The organism is Pedobacter sp. MC2016-24, assembly GCF_015223055.1.
Classification (GTDB): domain Bacteria; phylum Bacteroidota; class Bacteroidia; order Sphingobacteriales; family Sphingobacteriaceae; genus Pedobacter.
Genome location: NZ_JADFBX010000003.1, coordinates 59,991 through 81,102, shown reverse-complemented (window position 1 = coordinate 81,102; position 21,112 = coordinate 59,991). Strand labels below are relative to the sequence as shown.

15 protein-coding genes are annotated in these 21,112 nt (G+C 39.3%); 3 read left to right on the top strand and 12 right to left on the bottom strand.

Annotated elements, in window-relative coordinates:
* Positions 1–13: 13 nt before the first annotated feature.
* The 10 genes from IM797_RS08730 to IM797_RS08685 form a co-directional block, all read right to left on the bottom strand.
* Positions 14–556: a hypothetical protein gene (locus IM797_RS08730; RefSeq protein ID WP_194126738.1), complete on the bottom strand. Its 543-nt coding sequence runs from the start codon at positions 554–556 to the stop codon at positions 14–16.
* A 63-nt stretch (positions 557–619) separates the two neighbouring features.
* Positions 620–991 carry a hypothetical protein gene (locus IM797_RS08725; RefSeq protein ID WP_194126737.1) on the bottom strand — a complete coding sequence of 124 codons (372 nt, stop codon included), beginning with the start codon at positions 989–991 and terminating at the stop codon, positions 620–622.
* An 18-nt stretch (positions 992–1,009) separates the two neighbouring features.
* Positions 1,010–2,356 (bottom strand): DUF4302 domain-containing protein, encoded by a 1,347-nt coding sequence (locus IM797_RS08720; RefSeq protein ID WP_194126736.1) that lies wholly within the window; start codon positions 2,354–2,356, stop codon positions 1,010–1,012.
* Positions 2,357–2,361: 5 nt separating this feature from the next.
* Entirely contained in the window at positions 2,362–3,759 is a 1,398-nt protein-coding gene (locus IM797_RS08715; RefSeq protein ID WP_194126735.1) for a substrate import-associated zinc metallohydrolase lipoprotein, read from the bottom strand.
* Between the two features lie 15 nt (positions 3,760–3,774).
* A complete protein-coding gene (locus IM797_RS08710) occupies positions 3,775–5,238 on the bottom strand; it encodes a RagB/SusD family nutrient uptake outer membrane protein (RefSeq protein WP_194126734.1) in 1,464 nt (487 codons plus the stop codon).
* An 11-nt stretch (positions 5,239–5,249) separates the two neighbouring features.
* Positions 5,250–8,879, bottom strand: coding sequence for a SusC/RagA family TonB-linked outer membrane protein (locus IM797_RS08705; protein WP_194126733.1), 3,630 nt, complete (start codon positions 8,877–8,879; stop codon positions 5,250–5,252).
* A gap of 330 nt (positions 8,880–9,209) precedes the next feature.
* Complete coding sequence (locus IM797_RS08700) at positions 9,210–10,382, bottom strand: FecR family protein (protein ID WP_194126732.1); 1,173 nt, start codon at positions 10,380–10,382, stop codon at positions 9,210–9,212.
* A gap of 92 nt (positions 10,383–10,474) precedes the next feature.
* Positions 10,475–11,065, bottom strand: coding sequence for an RNA polymerase sigma factor (locus IM797_RS08695; RefSeq protein ID WP_194126731.1), 591 nt, complete (start codon positions 11,063–11,065; stop codon positions 10,475–10,477).
* A 90-nt stretch (positions 11,066–11,155) separates the two neighbouring features.
* Complete coding sequence (locus tag IM797_RS08690) at positions 11,156–13,363, bottom strand: ATP-binding protein (protein WP_194126730.1); 2,208 nt, start codon at positions 13,361–13,363, stop codon at positions 11,156–11,158.
* A gap of 59 nt (positions 13,364–13,422) precedes the next feature.
* Positions 13,423–14,736, bottom strand: coding sequence for a sorbosone dehydrogenase family protein (locus IM797_RS08685; protein WP_194126729.1), 1,314 nt, complete (start codon positions 14,734–14,736; stop codon positions 13,423–13,425).
* Positions 14,737–14,891: 155 nt separating this feature from the next.
* Between IM797_RS08685 and IM797_RS08680 the strand changes: the two genes are divergently transcribed.
* The 3 genes from IM797_RS08680 (at position 14,892) to IM797_RS08670 (ending at position 19,477) form a co-directional block, all read left to right on the top strand.
* Positions 14,892–16,793 carry a 7TM diverse intracellular signaling domain-containing protein gene (locus IM797_RS08680; RefSeq protein ID WP_194126728.1) on the top strand — a complete coding sequence of 634 codons (1,902 nt, stop codon included), beginning with the start codon at positions 14,892–14,894 and terminating at the stop codon, positions 16,791–16,793.
* The gene (locus tag IM797_RS08675; protein WP_194126727.1) at positions 16,790–17,419 is read left to right on the top strand and encodes a response regulator transcription factor; all 630 of its coding nucleotides are present in this window, start codon (positions 16,790–16,792) and stop codon (positions 17,417–17,419) included. Before IM797_RS08680 ends, IM797_RS08675 begins: the two co-directional genes overlap by 4 nt.
* Before the next feature lie 81 nt (positions 17,420–17,500).
* Entirely contained in the window at positions 17,501–19,477 is a 1,977-nt protein-coding gene (locus tag IM797_RS08670) for an ATP-binding protein (RefSeq protein WP_194126726.1), read from the top strand.
* A gap of 69 nt (positions 19,478–19,546) precedes the next feature.
* On the opposite strand, the gene IM797_RS08665 is transcribed toward IM797_RS08670, so the two are convergent.
* A complete protein-coding gene (locus IM797_RS08665; RefSeq protein ID WP_194126725.1) occupies positions 19,547–20,473 on the bottom strand; it encodes a bestrophin family protein in 927 nt (308 codons plus the stop codon).
* Positions 20,474–20,492: 19 nt separating this feature from the next.
* On the bottom strand, positions 20,493–20,984 hold the full coding sequence (locus IM797_RS08660; protein WP_194126724.1) for a hypothetical protein: 492 nt from the start codon (positions 20,982–20,984) through the stop codon (positions 20,493–20,495).
* Positions 20,985–21,112: the final 128 nt, after the last annotated feature.

The window sequence follows — 21,112 nt, the reverse complement described above, 5'->3', positions numbered from 1 at the left end:
TGGCAATCAATTTTTATATTGGCTCAATCGTATATGCCGCGATACTTACGCCTTCAACGATTTTATAGACAGTCGCTTGAATATGGGGAGGAGAATAATAACCATCAGGTACAAATGTAGTGTAACTACTATCCACATAATGTGCACAATTTACCCATTTTGAATTACTGCTAGCGGAAGCAACATTGCTTTCGGCCTCATATAAAATGGCTAACATTGCTTTTTGTTGTGGAGTAAAATTTTGTATATAATCTCTTTCCACGTAAGTAAGAGCGCTCCAAGCCGGTGTTCCAACAACTTGAGCCATTAACTCATTGTACAATATAGTTCCAGATTCAACTGCTGGCTGTAACAAATCCGCAGCCTGAATCTCGTCTAAATTTTGAATTTGCGTTTGAGTCAATTCGCTAAATGGTTCCAGATCTAATGATAAAGCTGGTGAGCTGATGTTAATTTTTGTATTATCGATAACTGTTAAGTCGTTACGGCTTAAAGATGATTTCTCGCTAATGATCTGTTCTCTTTTACAGCCATTAATAATTATCAAGGAAAACAAGAGCGTGAGATTGATTAATTTCTTAATTTTTTCTTAATTTTTTTGTTTTTTTTTAATGGTTTATTAATAGTTTAATGGTATTGCCATACCTAAATCCTTTGGGTGAATTAAATTCAAAATGATTTTAACTTGTTTTCGATTTGTACTTATGATTATAAAATCAGTTTCATATGAAATGTCTTTAATCTGATTTATTTTAATTTTTTTATTAAAAAAACGCTTTACAACAATTTTATCTTCATCGATAAGGATATAGTTTTTCTCCCTGTCAAAGAGGAGAAGCAAAGCATAAACTGATCCTACAACAAGACAGAGAACATGTCTCCAGGTCAACTCAGGAGAACCAAATAACATGATGAGGCCCAATACCAGCCACAATAAACCTGTAAAATAGGAGCCTTTGAACTGGCTCCTATTGTATCTTATCATTTGCATAAATCTATTTCTTTGACATTATAAAACTCCGTATATAAATGAGGTAGCATCTGCGGTTCTATATAAACCACCCAGTACTTCAGTGCTCACTGCTGTGCTGGTTACCCAATCGATCTTGAACGGACCCGTTAACATATAATTGGTCAAAGGTAAAAGTTCTGCAGCCCTGGTTGTCCAGTTGTTGCTGTAAACTGGTGAAGTACCTAAGGTAATCACATCCCCAGTCCTGGTATACGTATAATCTGCAGTCGCATTAAATAGTGATGTTCCAGAATTGTAAGAAACATACACCTGTAATGATGAATTACTGGTTAACGTAATGGTGGTATAATTGACTACCCTTTTTGAAGCGATAATATTATTTAACATCGCATTATACACGGCAGTGAAACCTGAAGTGACACCAGTTGGCAAACCTGTACCTGGTATGGTAATTTTCCTGTAGGTAAACGTAGAAGGGAAACCAAACAATAAATTAAGCGGGGTTAATGGAGTTGGGCTTGATTTAAGCACATATTCTTTGCCTGCAACATCATAAAGCGCTAAGGTACTGGCATCTTTCCAGGCCAAACGCACAAATGTAATACCCTGATAAACAAAAGGACTACCTACAAAATCGGCTCCATTTAAAGTAAAGGCAAACTTACCGGTACCAGATGCAGGCGTAACCCCATCTTCCAGCAGACCGGTTAAGGTAGCTCTTTTTCCTGATCCTAAAGTACTGGTTCCATTTAAGCTAAACCCTACTTTTAACAGTGAAGTACCCGAAGTTACTTCGATGTAGGGAAATTTCACCGCGGTAAAATAGTTTTTCACTTTGTTGATGGCAGTTTTATAACCACCAGCAGTATATACAGCTTTTTGTTCGGCAGTAGCTTTAACCATTTTTAACAGCTGCCGATATTGTTTCCCGATGAAAACAAGACTATCCGCAGATGATCTGACGTAGGTAAACTCTACATCGCTTTTAAATCCGGTCGGCTGTGTTCCACCAAAAACAGTTGAGGTAGGATCGGCCAGCATCGAAATGTAATTGTAGGTGTCGAAAATTAAATCGGCTCCTAAACCTGTTTTTACCCGGTAAGTTGAATTGACACTCTTAATTGAGGCATCATCTGTTAAATCAGCGTACATACTTACATTTTGCTGATTGTCAAAGTTCATGTAAAATCCAAAACCTCCACCTGCTGAGGTGGATAAAGTGGCATTCCAGCCATTGGCAGCAGAAGTTAGTGTGCTATTGACCAAAGCAATCGATGCGGACATCCGCTCTTCGGGCGATTGATCAAAATCAGCCACAAAGGATGATTTCTTGCACCCTGAAACCATCAGGAATGCGATAAAAATATATACTATCTTTTTCATGATTTCTATAAAGTTTGGCCTAGTGATCCATAAAAATTATTAGTTGGCGTGCCGCTTACATAAAACCCACCAAAACTGTTATAATTGGCATTGTCAATGGTCGCTGGCATCCAATCGGCAATAAAAGTCTTACCTGTTAAATAAGCCTGTAAAGAACTGGTAAAGCCGGCGGTAAATAGTGCGGCATTGGCATAAGTTCCTGTGGTACCTGCCTGGGCAACCTTAGTGAAGACCACTGCGCCTGTAACAGCATTGATGGTATAGGTAAAGGTATAATCAGCATTGTATTGCGTTCCTGCTGCAGTACCCGCTGTTGCGGTAAATGGCACCCTAACCGTTAATGCAGTTGTAGATTCAAACCGCAACTGAACATTGTCCATGTGATATTTTGCTGTTGTATTCGCAGCCAATACCGTCGCTTTAAAATTATTATAAGCTGTAGCATAATCTGTAGAGATCGCATTGGTGGTATAAATCGGATCCTCTAAATTTGTAGTCATTGTTTTAAACAAATTCTGGCCAACCCAATACGGGAACGAAGCTGCAGGATATTTATAAGTTTGTCTAACCACCTGCTGTACTTCGCGCTGTAAAGCCCTGAAATCAATGCCAAGACTAACAGTAAAGTACTGAACGACACTCGCCTCTTTAGCCTTTAATGCAAGCTTACCAGCTGCTGTTGACGCATTTGCACGGGCATCAAACCAAGCCTGTCCAAAAACCAGCAAGGTAGAAGTGGTTTCTGCAAAATCCTCTCCTGGCTGACTGGTTGCATATGAGGTTACATAACCTAAATCTCTGGCTGTAGCATCGGCTACAGTTGTCCAGGTCGCATTGTAGCTGGCTTTGGTGATGGTCTGAAAATCAGTCGGCATGGCAACCAACTGATTTAGAATGTGCGTAAACTCATGGTGAATGGTTTTTAACTTGGGTATAACCAGGTTAGGATCATTGATATCAAAGTTATTCAGTGTATAAATCGTTACTCTTCTACCTGCACCAGCTGTGGCCAGGATCATTGATCCATCAGTATTATAAGCACCAGAACCGTAAAGCACCCATTCTTTAGGTAGTTTTTCTTTGACGAATGTGGTACCCGCAATTTTCTTATAGGGTGCAACAAAGCCTTCCAATACCATTTGCATCTGTGGCCTTACTTTGTTCAGATCAACCGGACTCACATTTTTATCATAATCTTTATAATAATCGCTATAGCGATAAATTACATCAATATTGTAAGTGTCCAGGAAATTAGCTCTTAACCAGATATCAAGATCAGAATTTGAGTAAGGACTGTCAATGTATTTCGTTAAATCGATACTTACAGAATCCTCTTTTTTACAAGATTGGACTACAAAAACAAAAGTCAGTGCAGCAAATATTTTAAATATGTTTCTTTTCATAATCTGTCTAATTAATTATCGTGGGTTTAACGCAACACCAGAAAGTGCAGCTTCTTCAGGTAATTGAAACAATCTTCTGTTGTCATCTGGCCCCAGCTCGATAAAGGTCTCATTACCTGTTGGATCAAAAACATTGTGTTTAACTGTAATTCGGTGGCGCAAAATGTCCATCCAGCGGATTCCTTCCTGTAAAAAGATGGCTTTCTTGGTTTCCAAAATCATTTTAATTACTGCTTCCTGTGGATCGGTAATGCCATAAAAAGCTTTGATTTTCTCTAAATTGGTGGCGTCACTTGTCGCGTAATTTTTAACAGTTGCACTCAACATCGTATTGATGTCTTTGATGGACTTGTCAAATTGATTTAAGCGTGCATAGGCTTCAGCGCGATTCATTAATGCTTCATCGGTGGTAAACAATGGCGACATGATATATGGCTGACCCGTATTAGCTACCTGATTGGTCACATAGAAAAACTCTGCATATTTACCTGTTGTATAGTTCGGTACCGTAGTATAGGCAATTTTAAATGCATAAGCTTTACCTGTAATGTTGTAACCTGCTGCAAACATTTTAACCAATTGCTGTCCATAGCCATATCTGGGATAATTCCTTTGATAATTGGCGTATTGATTCGCCAGTAATAAGTTGAATTTTTTATCGTCTTTAGTCAAGGCAACTTTATAATCAGCATAAGCCATGGCATCTAAAGTACTGTTGATCGGTCTGATGATCGTAGCAAAATCTTCGGTAGAGATGGCCGATGTATGGTCAATCACCTTTTGCCAATCGCCTTTAAATAAATAAAAACGCGCGGCAAATGCATGTGCAGCAGCCGGGGTAAAGTGAAATTTTGGAACCGTATACGCAGATGGAGACAATAAGGCCAAACCTTCTGTCAGGTCCTTTTCTACCTGCTCATATACCGATTTTATGGTACCTCTATCGTACTGTTTAATCACTTGCGTTTCAGGTTCAGTTACATAAGGAATGCCTGGCGCATCATTTGGACCGCCAATAACATAAGCTTTAGAGAACAAAGTAACCAGCATAAAATGCGCATAGGCTCTTGCTACAAGCGCCTCTCCCTTATAAGGTAAAGCAGCTGTTCCAAAATTATTTTGTTTAATCGCATCAAGCGCCTGATTGGCCGCAGCGATACCCCGGTAACAACCGTTCCAGTAATTGACTGCTGTACTGGTAGAAGACCCGGCTACATCTTGCCAAAAATAAGGCCTGCTGGTGATATCTGTAACGGTACCTATTCCAGGCCCTTTATCCTCTGCATTATCAGAGGCACCTTCAGTAAAGGTTAAATAATCATAGGCAGGATAAGCCGTACCCACCAATTGGGCCACTTTAGCTACTGAATTAATTTCAGTTCTGTTATCCGGATTGGTATCTAAATACTTATTACAAGATGGAGTTACGAGTAAGAGCGCAGATCCAAATACAAAATATATTATTTTATCAAATTTCATAATCGTTTTATTTAAAATCCAACCTTTAATGAGATGGTGTATTGTTTCGGTATTGGTAAGGCTACACCACCATTACCAAAAAATTCTGGATCAGCACCATTTAATCTTTTATCAGAATACAATAAAGCGATGTTATTGCCTACAAAAGAAACCGAAGCATTAGACATATTTAATTTCGAGGTAAAGGTTTTAGGCAAATCATAAGTAAATGATATTTGCTTAAACCGGATAAAATCACCTTTTGCAACTCTTTCTGTAGAGTAATTGTATCTATTATAGGCATAATCAGGTGAAATTACAGTGCCTGAAACGTTCGTAATCACTTTACTAGCAGTAACCGGATCCATGATCGATGGAACTGAGGTAAACGCCTCATCTCCAGGCTGCATCCAACGATTAACCATAGATTTAGTCATCGAATAAATATCCGGGTAACTGGAAGAAAATTCTGGAGCCAAACGAACTACGTTGCCAGCAGCAAAAGTGAACAATGCAGACAGACTGAAGTTCTTATATTTAAATTGATTGTAATAACCACCAGTAAAAGTTGGGTCTGTTGGCCCTTCGTATTTTAGGTAATCAATAGTGGTGCTTTGCAAATCCACGTAAGGGCTTTTAACCCCATTATTATCAATAAAATACGGAAATCCATAATCATGATCTAAACCTGCGAATTGAAGAGAATACAAGCCACCTCTAGGACGCCCCAAAATCGATCCACCTACATCACTCACTAAATCCAGGATTCTTGGTTTATTTTGTAATTCGGTAATTTTATTTCTGTTAAAAGCCATGTTCACAGATGTTCTCCACTTGAAATCGCCTTGTTGAACAGGTACCCCTCCAAGTGTTAACTCTAATCCTTCAGCCTTCATTTTACCATAGTTTGCTGTTTTTGCATATTGCCCTCCAATACCTGAAGTATTGATGGTACCAATCAGATCGAAAATATTCCGGGTGTACAAATCGGCTGTAAAATTCATTCTGTCCTTCAAGAATGTTAAATCAAAACCTAAGTTCGCTTCTTTCAGCTTTTCCCATGTTAATTCTGAATTGGCTAAGCTGGAAATATAAGTCAGCGTTTCTTTTTCAGTCTCATATGGTCTTCTTGACAATTGGTTGTAGTAAACAGCAGCTGAATTTTTGGCATTTCCAATATTGGCAACTAAACCATAGGTCCCTCTGATCCGTGCAGAGGATATGATGTCATTTTTAGGCCAAAATTCCTCCTGATCAATATTCCAGGCACCGGAAACGTTCCAGGTTGGCAACCATCTGGCCGTTCGGCTTTTACCCATTAAATTTGAACCATCATAACGGGTTGTGGCATTAAAGCTATACTTATCTTTATAAGAGTATGCCGCTCTTAAGGCGAAGGCCGTAAAGCGGTCTGCTCCTGTTCCCATACCAAAATATGGGGCAGCTGATTCTTGTGCTTTTTTGAAATAAAGGTAATTGGCATTCACAATACCGCCATTGTCATATTGATACCCGGCACCATCAAAGTTAGAGGTCTGACGGTCTGTGTACCGTACTTCCATGGAACCAAAAACGTTCAGCCGGTGATTGGTATTGAAAGTGTGATCAAATTCTAAGTTCTGTCTGAAATAATAATTTTTCAAATTATCATAAGTCACATTATAAAAACCACCTTCAGGCAGGATCACAACAGGTTGTTTGGTTAAATCATCTGGGTTCGTATATAAAAAAGGATTGTCACCAACCGTAGTCGCATCTTTCGCTGCACGGAAAGCCAGTGCCATGTTAGAATTTTCTAAAATGTATGCCTGACGCTCGGTTTTCGCAAAACGATAAGCTCCATCAATAGAATAAGTCAAATTTGGAATAATTTTATACTTAATTCCTCCCTGCACTTTAAAATCTATCTGACCTAATTTTAAATAGTTATTTTCTAATTCATTTAAGATATTAAATGGTGCATAATTTCTGTTAAAGAATTCCAGACTTCCATCTTCATTATAAACCGTCATTGCCCTGCTGGTATTTAAGGCATAGGAATATGGATTGATGTCAAAGTCCCTCGAAAATGTGCCATACACTGGATCGGAGTTACGGGTTAAGGTACCTGGGGCACGTTGATCCCTCACCGACCCATTGACAATAAATTCACCGCTAAACTTAGGGCTCATTTTAAAGTTTGCTCTAAAATTGCCTGTGAAACGATCTACGTTATTTCCAATGGTCTGACCGCTATCATGCAGATATGAGGTGGAGGCATAGGTTTGAAATTTCTCGGTTCCGGAAGACATACTCACAGAATGTTCCTGCATCAATGAATTTTTAAACAAAACATCAAACCAATCCGTATTGGCATTGGCATATCTGTTTAAAAACTGCGCCCGATCTGTACCTGTATTTTTTAACGCATAGGTATCTGTTGCCGGGTTATAATCATATAACGCATTATACATCTTAAAAAATGGCCCCCCGTTTGCGCCTCTTGAGGCTGTGGTATGCTGGAAATAGCCTTTGCTGTACATTTCCATCATGACCGACATCTGGTCAGCAGAATTCAAAACATCAAAGCCGTCATAATTTGGCTTTAAATAGGTAGTAAAATTACCCGAATAATTGATTTTAGGTGTTCCACCAGATTGTCTTCCTTTTTTAGTAGTCACGACAATTACGCCGTTCATTGCCCTTGCACCATACATTGCTGTAGCTGCAGCATCCTTTAAAATGTTAAAAGATTCAATATCATCAGGGTTTAAACCAGCGACAGATGATCCGATCAGGGTATTCGCATCACCTGTAGACAAAGCGTCATTGGAGATGTTGACCACATCTTCTAAGATGATTCCATCCACAACCCAAAGCGGCTTGTTATCACCTGTGATGGACGTTGCACCACGAACACGGATTTTAGGAGCCGCACCAAAAGTACCAGAAACGTTCTGAACCGAAACCCCTGCTACCTGACCCTCTAACATACGGCTGATATCTGGCACACCGTTACGCTGTGCATCTTCAGCTTTTACAACCGTATTGGCACCGGTGAATAGTTTTCTGTCCAGTTGCTGGTAACCGGTAGAAACCACATTTACTTCTTTCAACTGGGCTGCATCCTCTTCTAAGGTGACATTCAGCACACTTTTAGATCCGACTTCAACTTCCAGTGTCTTAAAGCCAATATAACTAAAAACCAATGTTGCCCCTTCTTTTACCGAGATGGAATACTCTCCTGTTGCACTTGTGGAAACTGCTTTGAGCTCACCTTTTTCGCGTACACTTACCCCTGGTAAAACTTCGCCATTTTTATCTCTGACTTTACCAGAAACCTTTACCACAGCAAAATAGGCGACTACTTTATCGAAAATCGATTTTTCCATCGGTTTAATGACAATAGTTTTATCGCCAATAATGTAAGTCAAGTCCTTACCGTAAAGAATTTGATCCATGACTTGTTCAATGGTCGAATTCTTAAAATTCGCATGAAATGTCATGGTGCTTTTAATTTTGTTGGTAGACAATAAAACATCATAACCAGATTGTTTTCTGATTTCGTTGAACATCTTTTCCAATGTTACATTTTTCTCTTTCAATGTAACCAATTGGCCGAATGAAGCTGCACTCACCTGCATGAGGGAAGCAAGCAATATGACCGTGATTAACTTCATCATCAATAGCAATTTAGGTATGTAGCGTCGATACGCACATAAAATTGTAATATAAATTTTGTACATTTAGTAGTCTGTTTTTGCGAGACGTAAGATTTGTTAAGCGCATAAAATGCGTGTCGCGGTTAATCCCAAGAAATAATTGATTTTTAATCGATTCCGGTGTACCAGAATAGCCAGACAGATAAATTAAAGGGGTGTTAGCGCACTCCTTTATTATTTTACTGGCATTTGGCTCAGAAGTTTTGTTGTCGAAGTTTGGTCATAGTCGGTTTGGTTTAAGTTAAAATTGTTTATGTTTTCTTTTGAAAGACAAAGGTTAGTTATTGTAATTTATTCTTTATAAACGATCAGCTTGTTGCCTTTAAGATCGAAGCTTACTTCTCCTGTTTGTTCAAACTTTTGCAATACCTGAGAGATTTTTTCAAACCTGCTCATGGTACCGTAATACACCACGTTTTTAGCTTCCTGATCAGCATATTCAACCTGAATATTATACCATCTGGAAATTTTACGCATGATACTTTCCTGCTTTTCATTGTTGAACTTAAAATACCCATTTTTCCATGCAACAGATTCATCCGTATCTACAGTACTTACTTTGATTCCATTGGCAGACAAAACGGCCTGTTCACCGGGCTTCAAAACTTCGGTTGCAGATAAGTTCTTAGCATCGGCAACACGAATACTTCCCTCTAACAAAGTTGTTCTGGTGATTTGTTCGTCTGCATAACTATTTACATTAAAATGTGTCCCTAAAACTTCAAGCATTTGTTTTTCCGTTTCTACAATAAAAGGATGCGCAGCATTCTTCGCTACTTCAAAATAGGCTTCACCCCTTAACTTTACCTTACGGGTTTTAGCTACACCAATATTCAGGGGATACACTAAAGAAGATGCTGCATTTAACCAGACTGTTGAGCCATCTGGTAAACGTATTTGCCATTCACCACCATTAGGTGTAGAGATGGTATTCATTTTGGAATCATCTGTTATATTATCTACATTTTCAACGTTATAAACCAACTGCCCTTCGGCTGTTTTTGAAATTGATAATCCAGCTTGTTTGATCAGATCTCCATTGGCAGCATCGTTCAAAGAAATTTCCTTGCCATCTGCTAAAGTTAAAGTAGCCCTGTTCTTTCCTGGTTTTATAACTTGATCAAAAGCAACGCTATTTGATAAAATGGACTGGCGCCCGATGTAAAAGTAAGCTGCACTGGCCATACTAAAAATAAGTGTTGCTGCTACCGCAATTTTCGGCCATAATTTGACTGCCGGTTTTAGCTGAGGCTGAGACAAAATGTATTTCAAAGTGTTTTTTGAGCTTTCCGCATTTACTTTGACATATTCATCGGCATTCAACCGATCCCAATCTGCACCCACTGTTTGCAAAAGTAAATTACTATCCTCTGCTAAAGCAGTCTGCCATTCTTGTTCTTCAACGGAACTAAGTTGCCGTGCTTTATGTTGCTGATATAGATAGATTAGCCTTTGCTCTTCCATGTGAATTGTAGTGGTGTTTGGTTTAAAATTGAAAGGTCGTTTATTGGTAGACGAACGGGATGCTGAACTTGGGTAATGGAAAATAAAAAAAATTATAACAATTTTAACAAGATGATCAGAATGGCAATGTCCGTATTTTTTCTGATTTGCTCCCGCAGGAATTTCTTTGCCAGTTTAAGATGCGTTTGAACGGTAGCAGGACTCAGGTCCAACTGTACTGCGATATCATCATTTTTTAAACCCTTTTGCTGCGAAAGCTCATAAACTAACTTCTGTTGCCTTGGAAGCTGATCAATGGCATCTTTTAACACTTTATTGGTATCATTCAACATAATTTGCTCTTCAGTCTCGTTATGCGCTTCGGTCCAGCTACTACTTAACTTGTGGTCTGCCCGCGCTACGAGTTTCTGTTGACGCAGCAAGTCAAGCGCCCGGTTTCTCGCAATTGATTTGAGATAGCCATCTAAGTTTACGATCGTTTTAAGCTGATAACCCATGCTCCATAACTTAAGCATAGATTCCTGAACAACTTCCTCCGAAAGTATTTCGGAATGAAGTATAGGTAAACAGAAGGTATATATTTTATGCTGGTAAAATTCATAGACTATTTTAAATGCCCGCTCATCCCCTTCAGCAATTTTCGCCAACAGGTCGCTTTCTTTGTTAAGAGGTATAATGGCCATTTTCACTATCTTTACGTTGCCTTGGGATCAATGTAAATAACTAATCGGAATAAAGCAAATTATCAAGATAGAATTCAACTTCCCGGATTTTTACTGATTGAAGCAGACAAAGAACTTGGAACCTTTTCCTGGCTCACTTTCTACCCAAATCCGTCCTTTATGCTTATCCACAATGCGCTTTACAATAGCAAGCCCCACACCAGAACCTTCAATATGCTGAGTGTTTTGCATCCGTTTAAATAAGTCAAATACAAAAGGGAGGTCTTGTGTGTCAATACCGAGACCGTTGTCATGAATCACATAGCAAATTTCATCTCCTGTGGCTGATCCGGAAATATGAACCTGAGAAGGGCTGGATTCCTGGCTATATTTCAACGCATTACCAATCAGATTCGAAAACACCTGTTGTATCATAAAAGAATCCCCCTGAAGTGTTGGCGTATCACCGATATTAATCAATGCCTCAGGGCCGTATATCAGTTGGAATTCAGCGACCATTTCTCTGATGATTGCAGCCATAGGAATTTGCTTGTAACAGATTTCAAGTTTGCCAATTCTGGAATATTCCAGAATTTCCTGAATCATCACATGCATTTTATCCGCAGTCCTTGTAATCCTGTCCAGAAATGATGCAGTTCTTTCGTCTATTTCACTACGTTTTAACAACTGCACATAATTTTTAATAACTGCAATTGGATTTTTTAAATCGTGTGAAATGGTATAACTAAAAGTGTCCAACTCTTCATAGGCATGCCTTAACCGCTCATTCAGCATTCGGATTGCTCCGGCTTTCTGATTGATTGCGTATAAGATTTCTTCTTTCAAGCGCACTGCTGATCTCAATTCTTCAGGCTTCCAATATTCGGATTTTCCAGAGACCGTTTGAGCCCATGCTTCGAAGGAATGACGCGGGGAAATATGGGTAAAACCGGAAAAATCTATTGCTACCGGTTTTTCTGGATTACCTGCCCATTGGATCGTCATTAACTTTTCTGGCTTGAACCAAATGATGAATTCCTTAAGTTCCCTGGACAGCATGCAAACCAAGATTCCACTTGCTGTAACTGTATATTTTTTTGATTCAGGAAAAACCTGAGACAGGTGATCAGTATGCCAGATGGCTTCTTTTTGATGTATGGTAAGCCAATCTATAAGTTGATCTATCAACCTGTCATCAGGCGTTTTCCCCACCTTAGTACGCCTCCCCTCATAAGCAACTACCACACCTGTGGCTTGCGTTATCCGCAGCAAATTATCAGTCTGATCATTGACCAATCCATCGTCTATATGCTCATGTTCATTTAAAGATTTGACCAGTTTTTCCATCCTGCCATTAAAATCTTCCTGAATCTGGTAATCGGCTTCGTCCTGTCTGAATTCAAGTGCAGAAGAAAGAATCTGTCCGATTAGTTTAGCTGAAGACCTGGCCTTATAGGGTATAAAACGGGGCGTATACTGATGGCAGGCAATGAGCCCCCAAAGTTCTTGTTTATAAATCAGTGAGATGCTAAAACTTGAAGCTACGCCCATATTCTTCAGATACTGTATGTGCATAGGGCTCACAGCTCTCAATTGCGAATGCGTCAGGTCAATCGGCCCCAAGTTGGCATTAGCACCTAATATTTTAGCAGGCTGCGTATTGACATCGGCAATTAGCCTGGTCAGATTTAGCTTGTATAGTTCACGTGCTTGCTTTGGAATATCTGAGGCTGGGTAATGTAGGCCCAGCCAGGAATTCAAATCCTCATTTTTCGCTTCTGCAACAACTTCTCCATGACCATCCTCCGCGAAACGATATACCATGACCCGATCGTATCCAATGATTTTTTTGACCTGCTGAGCGCTGTTAAACAAGAGTGTTTGTAAATCTTTATCGCCAAGCATTTCAGAAATCGAACTGCCAATCAGTCCACTGATATCCTGGCCAGCACTAATTTCAGCAGGCTCAAACTCCAGCATAAAATAGTCTGCAGATTTTGAAATAATCAGGTTCAACGCCAGCCCGGAAATGGTCATCCGGTAGGGATTAATTTGCTCAAAATTATTCGTCCTACCCAATATGATCAGTTGCTCCAATCCCAAAGGATTTTCAACACCAATATTTTTAGCCAGGAAGCTAAGTGGCTTTCCAATCAAATCGACTTGATAACCCAATATAAACGCGTCCAGATTATCACTATGAAAACGAATAAACAGTGCGTCATCCAGTCCGATGATAAAGCCGTGGGACTGCACTTGTCCGGGAATATGAATGGGTTCGTTATCGCAAGTGTTAAGATCGATCTGAAAATCTGGCATAAGTGTAACATCTAAAATCTGTTAAAGATATAGAGTTTTTTCTTAAACAAAAGAACACTTTATGATTTAACTGAGACTCTCCAAATGACATTACTTACATCATCAGCAACGAGTAAAGATCCATCTTTAGCGACCGCAACACCTACCGGGCGGCCATATACTTCTCCTTTGCCTTCATCAGCAATAAATCCACTTAGGAAATCTTCCAGTTCTCCCGCTTTTTTACCATCTTTAAAAGGAACAAATGCTACTTTATAACCGGACAATGCAGAACGGTTCCAGGAACCATGTTGCCCAATGAAAACTCCATTATGGTATTTTGCAGGAAATTGCTGGGCAGTATAAAATGTAAGTCCAAGCGAAGCGGTATGGGCACCCACAGCAATATCTGGAACAATAGCCAATTTAACAAGATCTGCCCCTTGTCCTTTCAATCTTGGATCCAGATGTTGTCCATAATAAGAATAAGGCCAGCCGTAAAACCCACCTTTTTTAACGCTGGTAATGTAATCCGGAACCAGTTCATCACCCAGTTCATCGCGTTCATTTACCGCCGTCCACAAAACACCGCTATTGCCAGGTGCCCAGGCTAAACCTACAGGATTACGCAGCCCGCTTGCATAAACTACCTCTCCGGTGCCATCTGGATTAATCTCCAGGATATTAGCCCGGCGTTTCTCATGCTCTATGCCATGCTCGGCTACATTACTACCCGAACCGACCGTTATGTAAATTTTAGAATTTGAAGAATTCGCGATGAGATTTCTTGTCCAGTGGTTATTGTATCCTCCGGCGGGTAAATTCAGAATCTGCTTTCCTGGCTGCGTTATTTTAGTGGCCCCACTGACATAAGGATACTGCCATAAACCATCTGTATTGGCTACATAAAAGAAATTTCCAATGATCAGAACGCCATAAGGCTGGTTTAAATTAGCCAGAAATTCAGATTGCAGTTCTGGTTTACCATCGTTATTATTGTCTCTGAAAAGCAGAATCGTATTTGCACTTTCTCCACCCTGCTCAGATTTCGATTTGCCTGAAATGGCGGCTGCTAATTTTTCGGCTGTGCCACGTTCTGAATTGGCCAATGCCACAAGCACATCTCCATTTGGAGCAATATAGATGTTACGTGGACTTTTGATGTTTTCTGCGAATTTAGTGACCACAAAACCTGCAGGCGCGACTGGGGTTTTACCAGCAGGCCAACCAATGACTTTACTAAATTTATTCTTGGAGGCACTCGGCTCTGGCAATTTAATTTGCTGATCTCCGGGTGTTTTGACACTATCCGCTTGTATCTGGGATGTCTTATTATTGGACTGACAAGCTATAGCAAAAGGCAGCAACAATACGATTGGGAATAATTTTTTCATAGTATGATAGGGTTGATTTATGATGAACAAATATTTTAACCTATTTGTTTAGTGTCTTATAATAGAAGAAGTGATGAATTGATAATTACCCAACATTGGGTACCGCCGTTTAATTGTTTATATTCGACATTTGGATAAGTAAAAATGGCTACTCAGTGATCGGTAAATTATTTAAATGGGCAGGTCTTAGTATCGCCGCTGTCATCTTACTGACTTTTCAAACACTGGCACAGGTACAGCCGGATACACTATTTATAAAGAATGACAAGAACTATGATATCAGCAAGCATTTGTATTATTTCAACACAGCTGTCGACAATTCCCTGGCTGATATCTCTAAATTATTAGCCACCAGTTCATTTAAAAAACTAGCTCCGAATCACACCATCAACGCCACAGCTACAAGAGATTTTTACTGGCTTACTTTCACTGTAAAAAATCAACAAGATACAGATGACGTGTTTTATCTGCAATTACACCAACCCTGGCTTAAGCTAGCTAAAATGTATCGAAAAACTGATAATGGCTTTGTGATGATGGGCCAATCTGGAATGAAGCTAAATTTCGGTGCCCGCCCCTATAGCCACTACGACATCGTATTTCCCCTGGCCCTGCACAATGAAAGTTCCAGTACCTATCTGGTCTTTATTGACAACAGGGGATACAACCTGAATATATTACCAACTTTAAAAGGCGACCGGGCTTTTAGCGCCGAGGAAAAAAATGAGTACATGTTTCTTGGCATTTTTACCGGCGTAATGTTTTTCAGCATTTTGATCAATATTTTCCTATACCTCTCTTTAAAAGAAAAAATTCACTTCCTGTATGTCCAATACGTACTTTCTATGATGTATTGGATGTATTGCAGCATATCTTTCGATTTTCAATACATATACCCCAACCTTCCCTCTTTTGCTTACATATCAGAATACATTGCTTCAGGCCTGGCCTTAATTACGATGGCCAATCTGATTACTTCTTTTTTACAGGTCACGCGTGAGAATAGTCGGTTTAAATGGGCAATGGATTTATTAAAATATCTTTTTTGCTTACTGATCATGGCCTGCCTGGTCATCAATTACTGGTTTGGGCATGACATCGCCCTAAAAGTACTATTTCTGCGCATTTTTGTTGGCGCAGTCATTTTACTTACCCTCTTGTTTTATATTATTGCGATTGAAAAGATCTTTCAAAAGTTCAAATTGGCCTGGTTATATGTAATTGGTGGGGCCTTTTTAATTTTCGGCGTGATCAAACATTGCGTATACATCCTGAGTGGCAATCTAAACAGCAGCATGCAGTCAATACCAAACGACTCACAAATTGGCCTGGCCTTCGAAGCCCTGGTCATTTTTATGGGCATTGTTTACCGCTACAACTTATACAAGGATGAAAAAGAAAAGCTCCTGCTTGAGCTGACTTTGAATCAAAAAGAAACCCTGCAAAAAATCGTAGCTGCCCAGGAAGATGAACGCAAACGTATTGCACAAGATATCCATGACGATGTCGGATCTACATTGGGTACGCTTATGTTACACATCAGCAACGTTCCTGAAAACCGAAATCCCCTGGAGACAGAGGCACATTATAAAAAAAGTATTGACATCGGACGAAAAGCCATAAATGATTTAAGGTCCATATCACATGATTTATTACCTAAAGATTTTGCTGAACTCGGTATCTTTTATATTCTGAAAAAACGTGTTGATGAACTGAACATCATCAGCAACATTCGTTTCACCCTAATTACTGAAGGGGAAGATCATAGCATTGAGAATATCTTCTCCATTACCATATACCGCATCATCAATGAATTGATAAACAATACCCTCAAACACTCCCAGGCAAATCTGGCAACCATACAACTTTTGATCACGGATACAGAAATCATGGTGATGCTGGAAGACAATGGCATAGGCGGCAGTACAGCCAAGAGTACAAAGGGCATCGGGATGAAAAACATCTATTCCAGAACTGAATTTTTAAATGGTAAAATCAACATTGACGACAGTCCGGCAGGAACATCAGTCATTATAGAAATCCCTATTGAAACATGAAAACGAAAATAATTATAGCCGATGACCATTTACTATTTACCGATGGAGTGGAGCAAATCTTAAATAGTGTCCCCAATTTTGAGGTTGTTGCCAAAGCTGCCAATGGCAAACTCCTGATGCAAGCATTGAATGTGATCACCCCAGATCTGGTATTGCTGGATATCAATATGCCCTTTATGAACGGCCTCGAAGCCGCTAAAAAAATCAAGCAACGCTTACCGGAGGTAAAAATCGTGTTTCTAAGTATGTATTTTGACAACAAAGTCATTGCTACGGCTAAAGAAGATGGTGTAAAGGGCTTTCTATTAAAAGACATTACTGCACCCTTATTGAAAGAAAAGATAATCCTGATTGCAAACGGGGGTACCAGTTTCGATTTTCCTTTTCAACATGAACAAACTGCACCGACCTGGCAGCAAGACAGTTTCGCAAACGAATTGAAGCTATCTGCCCGGGAAATTGAGATCATTAAATTAATTAAATTGGGAATGAGCAGTAAGCAGATATCTACAGCGTTATTTCTAAGCACTTATACCATAGAAACGCACCGTAAGAATATTTATAGAAAACTGAACATCCAAGGCATTGCCGGACTGATTCAATTTGCAAATGAACACAACATCTGAGACAATTGCTGTCAGGAGATTTTATAGTAACCTAAAATTCAGTGTAGTTTTCGTTATATTTGATTTATCCTATTGTGTACCATGAATCAGTTACCTCCATACGAAGAACGCGGCGAAAAGTTACAGGAATTGACAGCACACCTACAATCACTGATTGCTTCGCTTGACGATATTGTTTTTGAAGTGGATGGAAATCATGTAATTAGAAATGTCTGGGCCTCTGATCCAAGTATGCTTTTTATGCCCAAAGAAGATTTCCTTTGTAAAAGTATAACCGAAGTTTTAGGCCCTAATGCAGATATATTTACAGCCCCATTAAATGAAGCCATAAAAACCGGCAATGTTCAGGAGCTCATTTACAAACACTTAAATCCTGCTGTGAATAAGTGGTTTAAGGCAAGAATAAAACCCGTTTCTATTCATGCGGATTTGGAAAACTACATTCTCGTATTTAGTATTCAGGACATCAGTACCCAGAAAATTTCTGAACTGGCGTTAGAAGAAACCAAAAATCAGTTGGAGATGCGGAATGACCTGCTTGATTTAAGTCAGAAATTAAGCATCACTGCTGGCTGGGAATACGATCTGGTTTCAGGGAATATATTCTGGACAAAGCAAGCATATGCCTTGTTTGACGTTGAAGAGGATTATTTGTTATCCCTGGAGAGCCTAGAATCATTTCTTGGCGCTGAGGGCTGGGCACAGTTAAATCAAAGTGCCGGAACTGCCATTAAACAATTTCGACCATACAACCTGGAATTGAGTTTTACCAGTGCCAAAGGCATAAAAAAATGGGTTGAAGCTATTGCCATTCCCGTTTCAAGCGGGAATAGGGTAATCATGATGCGTGGTGCCTTAATGGACATCACGCTCAAAAAAGAAAACGAACTGGCCCTAATTGAGGCAAAAAATACGGCAGAAAAAGCATCTCAGACTAAGTCTGAATTCCTTTCTGTCATGAGTCATGAAATCAGGACGCCCTTAAACGGCATCATTGGCATTGCCAACTTACTGAAAATGAACCACACCATAGATCAGGAAGATTATATTGGTAATTTGATTTTTTCTGCTGACCACCTCATGCAGCTGATCAATGAGATTCTTGACCTCACGAAAATGGAAAATGAAAAGCTGGAACTGATGCTTACCGAAGTGGATCTGTTCAAATTGGTAAAGAACATCAAGAACCAGTTTAAATCGATGGCTGAGTCTAAGGGAATTCTACTCAAAACCTATCTCGATGACGATATTCCACAATGGATTATTGCTGATCCGATACGGCTTAACCAGATGTTAAACAATCTGATTAGCAATGCCATTAAATTTACTGAAAAGGGTGAAGTTACCCTGCTGATCAAACAAACCTCCTCAACACCAACAACTGTATGTCTAAACTTCAAAGTGCAAGATACCGGCCGTGGCATTCCAGCTGAATTACAGGCCCATGTATTTGAAAGCTTTAAGCAAATACAACAAGCCGCCAACCGAGAACATTCAGGAACGGGTCTTGGCCTAACAATCACCCAGAAACTGGCAGAACTACACGGCAGTAAGGTATTTTTAGAGAGTCAGATCAACAAAGGGTCAGAATTCAGCTTCGAGATCTGTTTTGAAATTGCAGCGAAGCAAGATCAGGAAGATCTTGTACCAGTTGTTTTTTCCTCAATGGAGAAAAAACTTAAAGGCCTGAAGGTCTTATTAGTTGAAGACAACATGATTAACAGTATGGTTGCAAAAAAGCAATTGGAATATTTTGGCGTATTTGCAGACTGTGCCAGTGATGGCAAGGCGGCATTGAGGCTGATGGAAACCAATCCTTATCATGTAGCACTTTTAGATTTACACATGCCGGGCATTGATGGATATGCCCTGGCGCAAATTGTCAGAAAACAATACCCAAATATTCATTTGATCATCTTTACAGCAGACATCATGCTGGACGTGAAACAACGGTTTGCAAAAATAAATGTCTATGACTTTCTGAATAAACCATTTGCACCTGAAAAGATGTATCAGGTTTTACTTAAAGTAGCCAAAGACAGAGGTGTATTAAATTAAAAGCAAAAATACTCAAGGGTCAGTAACTATGAATAACCAACCCTCAAGTATAACATCTTTTTACAACAACTAGAGCACATAGAAAACTTTAGATTTTTGACTGGCCGGACCAGTAACTTTTTCCTCTTGTTTATAATTCTCTTTGAGCATCTGACTCACGTCGCGCTCAATAATCTTACAAATTGCGGTAGTTGGTGTATCTGTTGGCTTATTTTCGAATGGATCTTGCAAGTGGATCGCCATCTTTTCAATTAGGAAAAACGAACTGGCAATTGAAATCACCAAAGGAATCTCTATTACCCCAAAAAACTCGATCAAACCAAATGGCAATAACAGAATGAACAGCACCAGGGAGAAATGGATGTAATGGCTATACGTTGCCGGGAAAACTGTATTTTTTATGCGTTCACAACCACCCATTTCATTAGAAAATGCAGTCAGTGTTTTATCAATCTGAATTTGTTGAAATTCATTAAGCCAGCCTAATTTATAAGCATTTCTGATGTCTATGGCCTGTAGCTCCTGCAAGGCAAGCGGTATGCTACTGTAATTTTTAATGTATTCCATATCTGAAGGGCTGATCAACCTGCTGATGCCCGACAAAGGATTTTGACCACGCAAATGTTTACTTAAACTGATACACCAGGCCACCTGTCTTTTTGCCAGCCTGGTACAAAATGCTTTTTCGTCTTCAGTATCCGGACAAGAGACAAAAGTGATCAGCTGTCGTGTTAAAGTTCTGGTGTCATTTACAATTGCCCCCCAAATGGTCCTGGCTTCCCACCACCTGTCGTATGCCTGGTTTGATTTAAAAGCCAGCAGTAAGGAAATCACAGTACCCAAAATGGTCGGCACAGCAATTGGTATGGAAATCCTTGTAAAATGAAAGGTATTGTATAATATGGCAATCATTCCGGCATATAACGTAACGAAAATGATCTCTTTTACAATTTTCCCAAAAATGTATTTTACGGGTATATTTTCTTTTAATAACATCGTGGTAGGTTTAAATTAATTAATAAACTTCAGCAGCCATATTAATTTCGGCATAACGCCTAGACGCTACATCAGAAACGGCCTTTTTAACTTCGATGAGTGCAACCAATGGCAAACCCAATTTTGCAGTGAGATTAAATGGATCAACACTCGACTTGTTAAGCGGTGCATAAACACAGTCCTGGGTTTGAAGGATATGTGAAACCTCATTTTCTTCAATGAAATTTCTAAACATCACCATTGTACTACCAAAAAAGAATTCAATTTTGATGAGGTTGAGTTGAGAAAATTCCTGCTTCAACTCCCTTAGTTTGGTATAAAAATCATCTGATATGTAATCATATTCCCTGGATCTCCTGGAAAGCATGAGTAAATCATTGATGGAGTCAGATACTTTAAACAAATGAACGAACACGAAGTTCAATTGTTCTTTGTGAAATTGAGCGCAAAGATTAGGAATACAGTTTAAAGATGCAGGACTAAAATCCGTAGGAATTAAAATGGTTTTCATAAAGTGCTTTTTAAATGTTTACAATAACAATTATTACTAACACAATTTTACCGCTCAGTTATTAGAACGGCATAAGAATACCATTAGGCTCAGATTATAATTTCAGTGTTTTATTGAAGTATTAACAA

What these genes read in the sequence shown, in the direction of transcription:
- IM797_RS08725 (WP_194126737.1), bottom strand. Translation starts at nt 991, where the DNA reads ATGCAAATGATAAGATACAATAGGAGCCAGTTCAAAGGCTCCTATTTT.
- IM797_RS08720 (WP_194126736.1), bottom strand. Translation starts at nt 2,356, where the DNA reads ATGAAAAAGATAGTATATATTTTTATCGCATTCCTGATGGTTTCAGGG.
- IM797_RS08715 (WP_194126735.1), bottom strand. Translation starts at nt 3,759, where the DNA reads ATGAAAAGAAACATATTTAAAATATTTGCTGCACTGACTTTTGTTTTT.
- IM797_RS08710 (WP_194126734.1), bottom strand. Translation starts at nt 5,238, where the DNA reads ATGAAATTTGATAAAATAATATATTTTGTATTTGGATCTGCGCTCTTA.
- IM797_RS08705 (WP_194126733.1), bottom strand. Translation starts at nt 8,879, where the DNA reads ATGATGAAGTTAATCACGGTCATATTGCTTGCTTCCCTCATGCAGGTG.
- IM797_RS08700 (WP_194126732.1), bottom strand. Translation starts at nt 10,382, where the DNA reads ATGGAAGAGCAAAGGCTAATCTATCTATATCAGCAACATAAAGCACGG.
- IM797_RS08695 (WP_194126731.1), bottom strand. Translation starts at nt 11,065, where the DNA reads ATGGCCATTATACCTCTTAACAAAGAAAGCGACCTGTTGGCGAAAATT.
- IM797_RS08690 (WP_194126730.1), bottom strand. Translation starts at nt 13,363, where the DNA reads ATGCCAGATTTTCAGATCGATCTTAACACTTGCGATAACGAACCCATT.
- IM797_RS08685 (WP_194126729.1), bottom strand. Translation starts at nt 14,736, where the DNA reads ATGAAAAAATTATTCCCAATCGTATTGTTGCTGCCTTTTGCTATAGCT.
- IM797_RS08675 (WP_194126727.1), top strand. Translation starts at nt 16,790, where the DNA reads ATGAAAACGAAAATAATTATAGCCGATGACCATTTACTATTTACCGAT.
- IM797_RS08670 (WP_194126726.1), top strand. Translation starts at nt 17,501, where the DNA reads ATGAATCAGTTACCTCCATACGAAGAACGCGGCGAAAAGTTACAGGAA.
- IM797_RS08665 (WP_194126725.1), bottom strand. Translation starts at nt 20,473, where the DNA reads ATGTTATTAAAAGAAAATATACCCGTAAAATACATTTTTGGGAAAATT.
- IM797_RS08660 (WP_194126724.1), bottom strand. Translation starts at nt 20,984, where the DNA reads ATGAAAACCATTTTAATTCCTACGGATTTTAGTCCTGCATCTTTAAAC.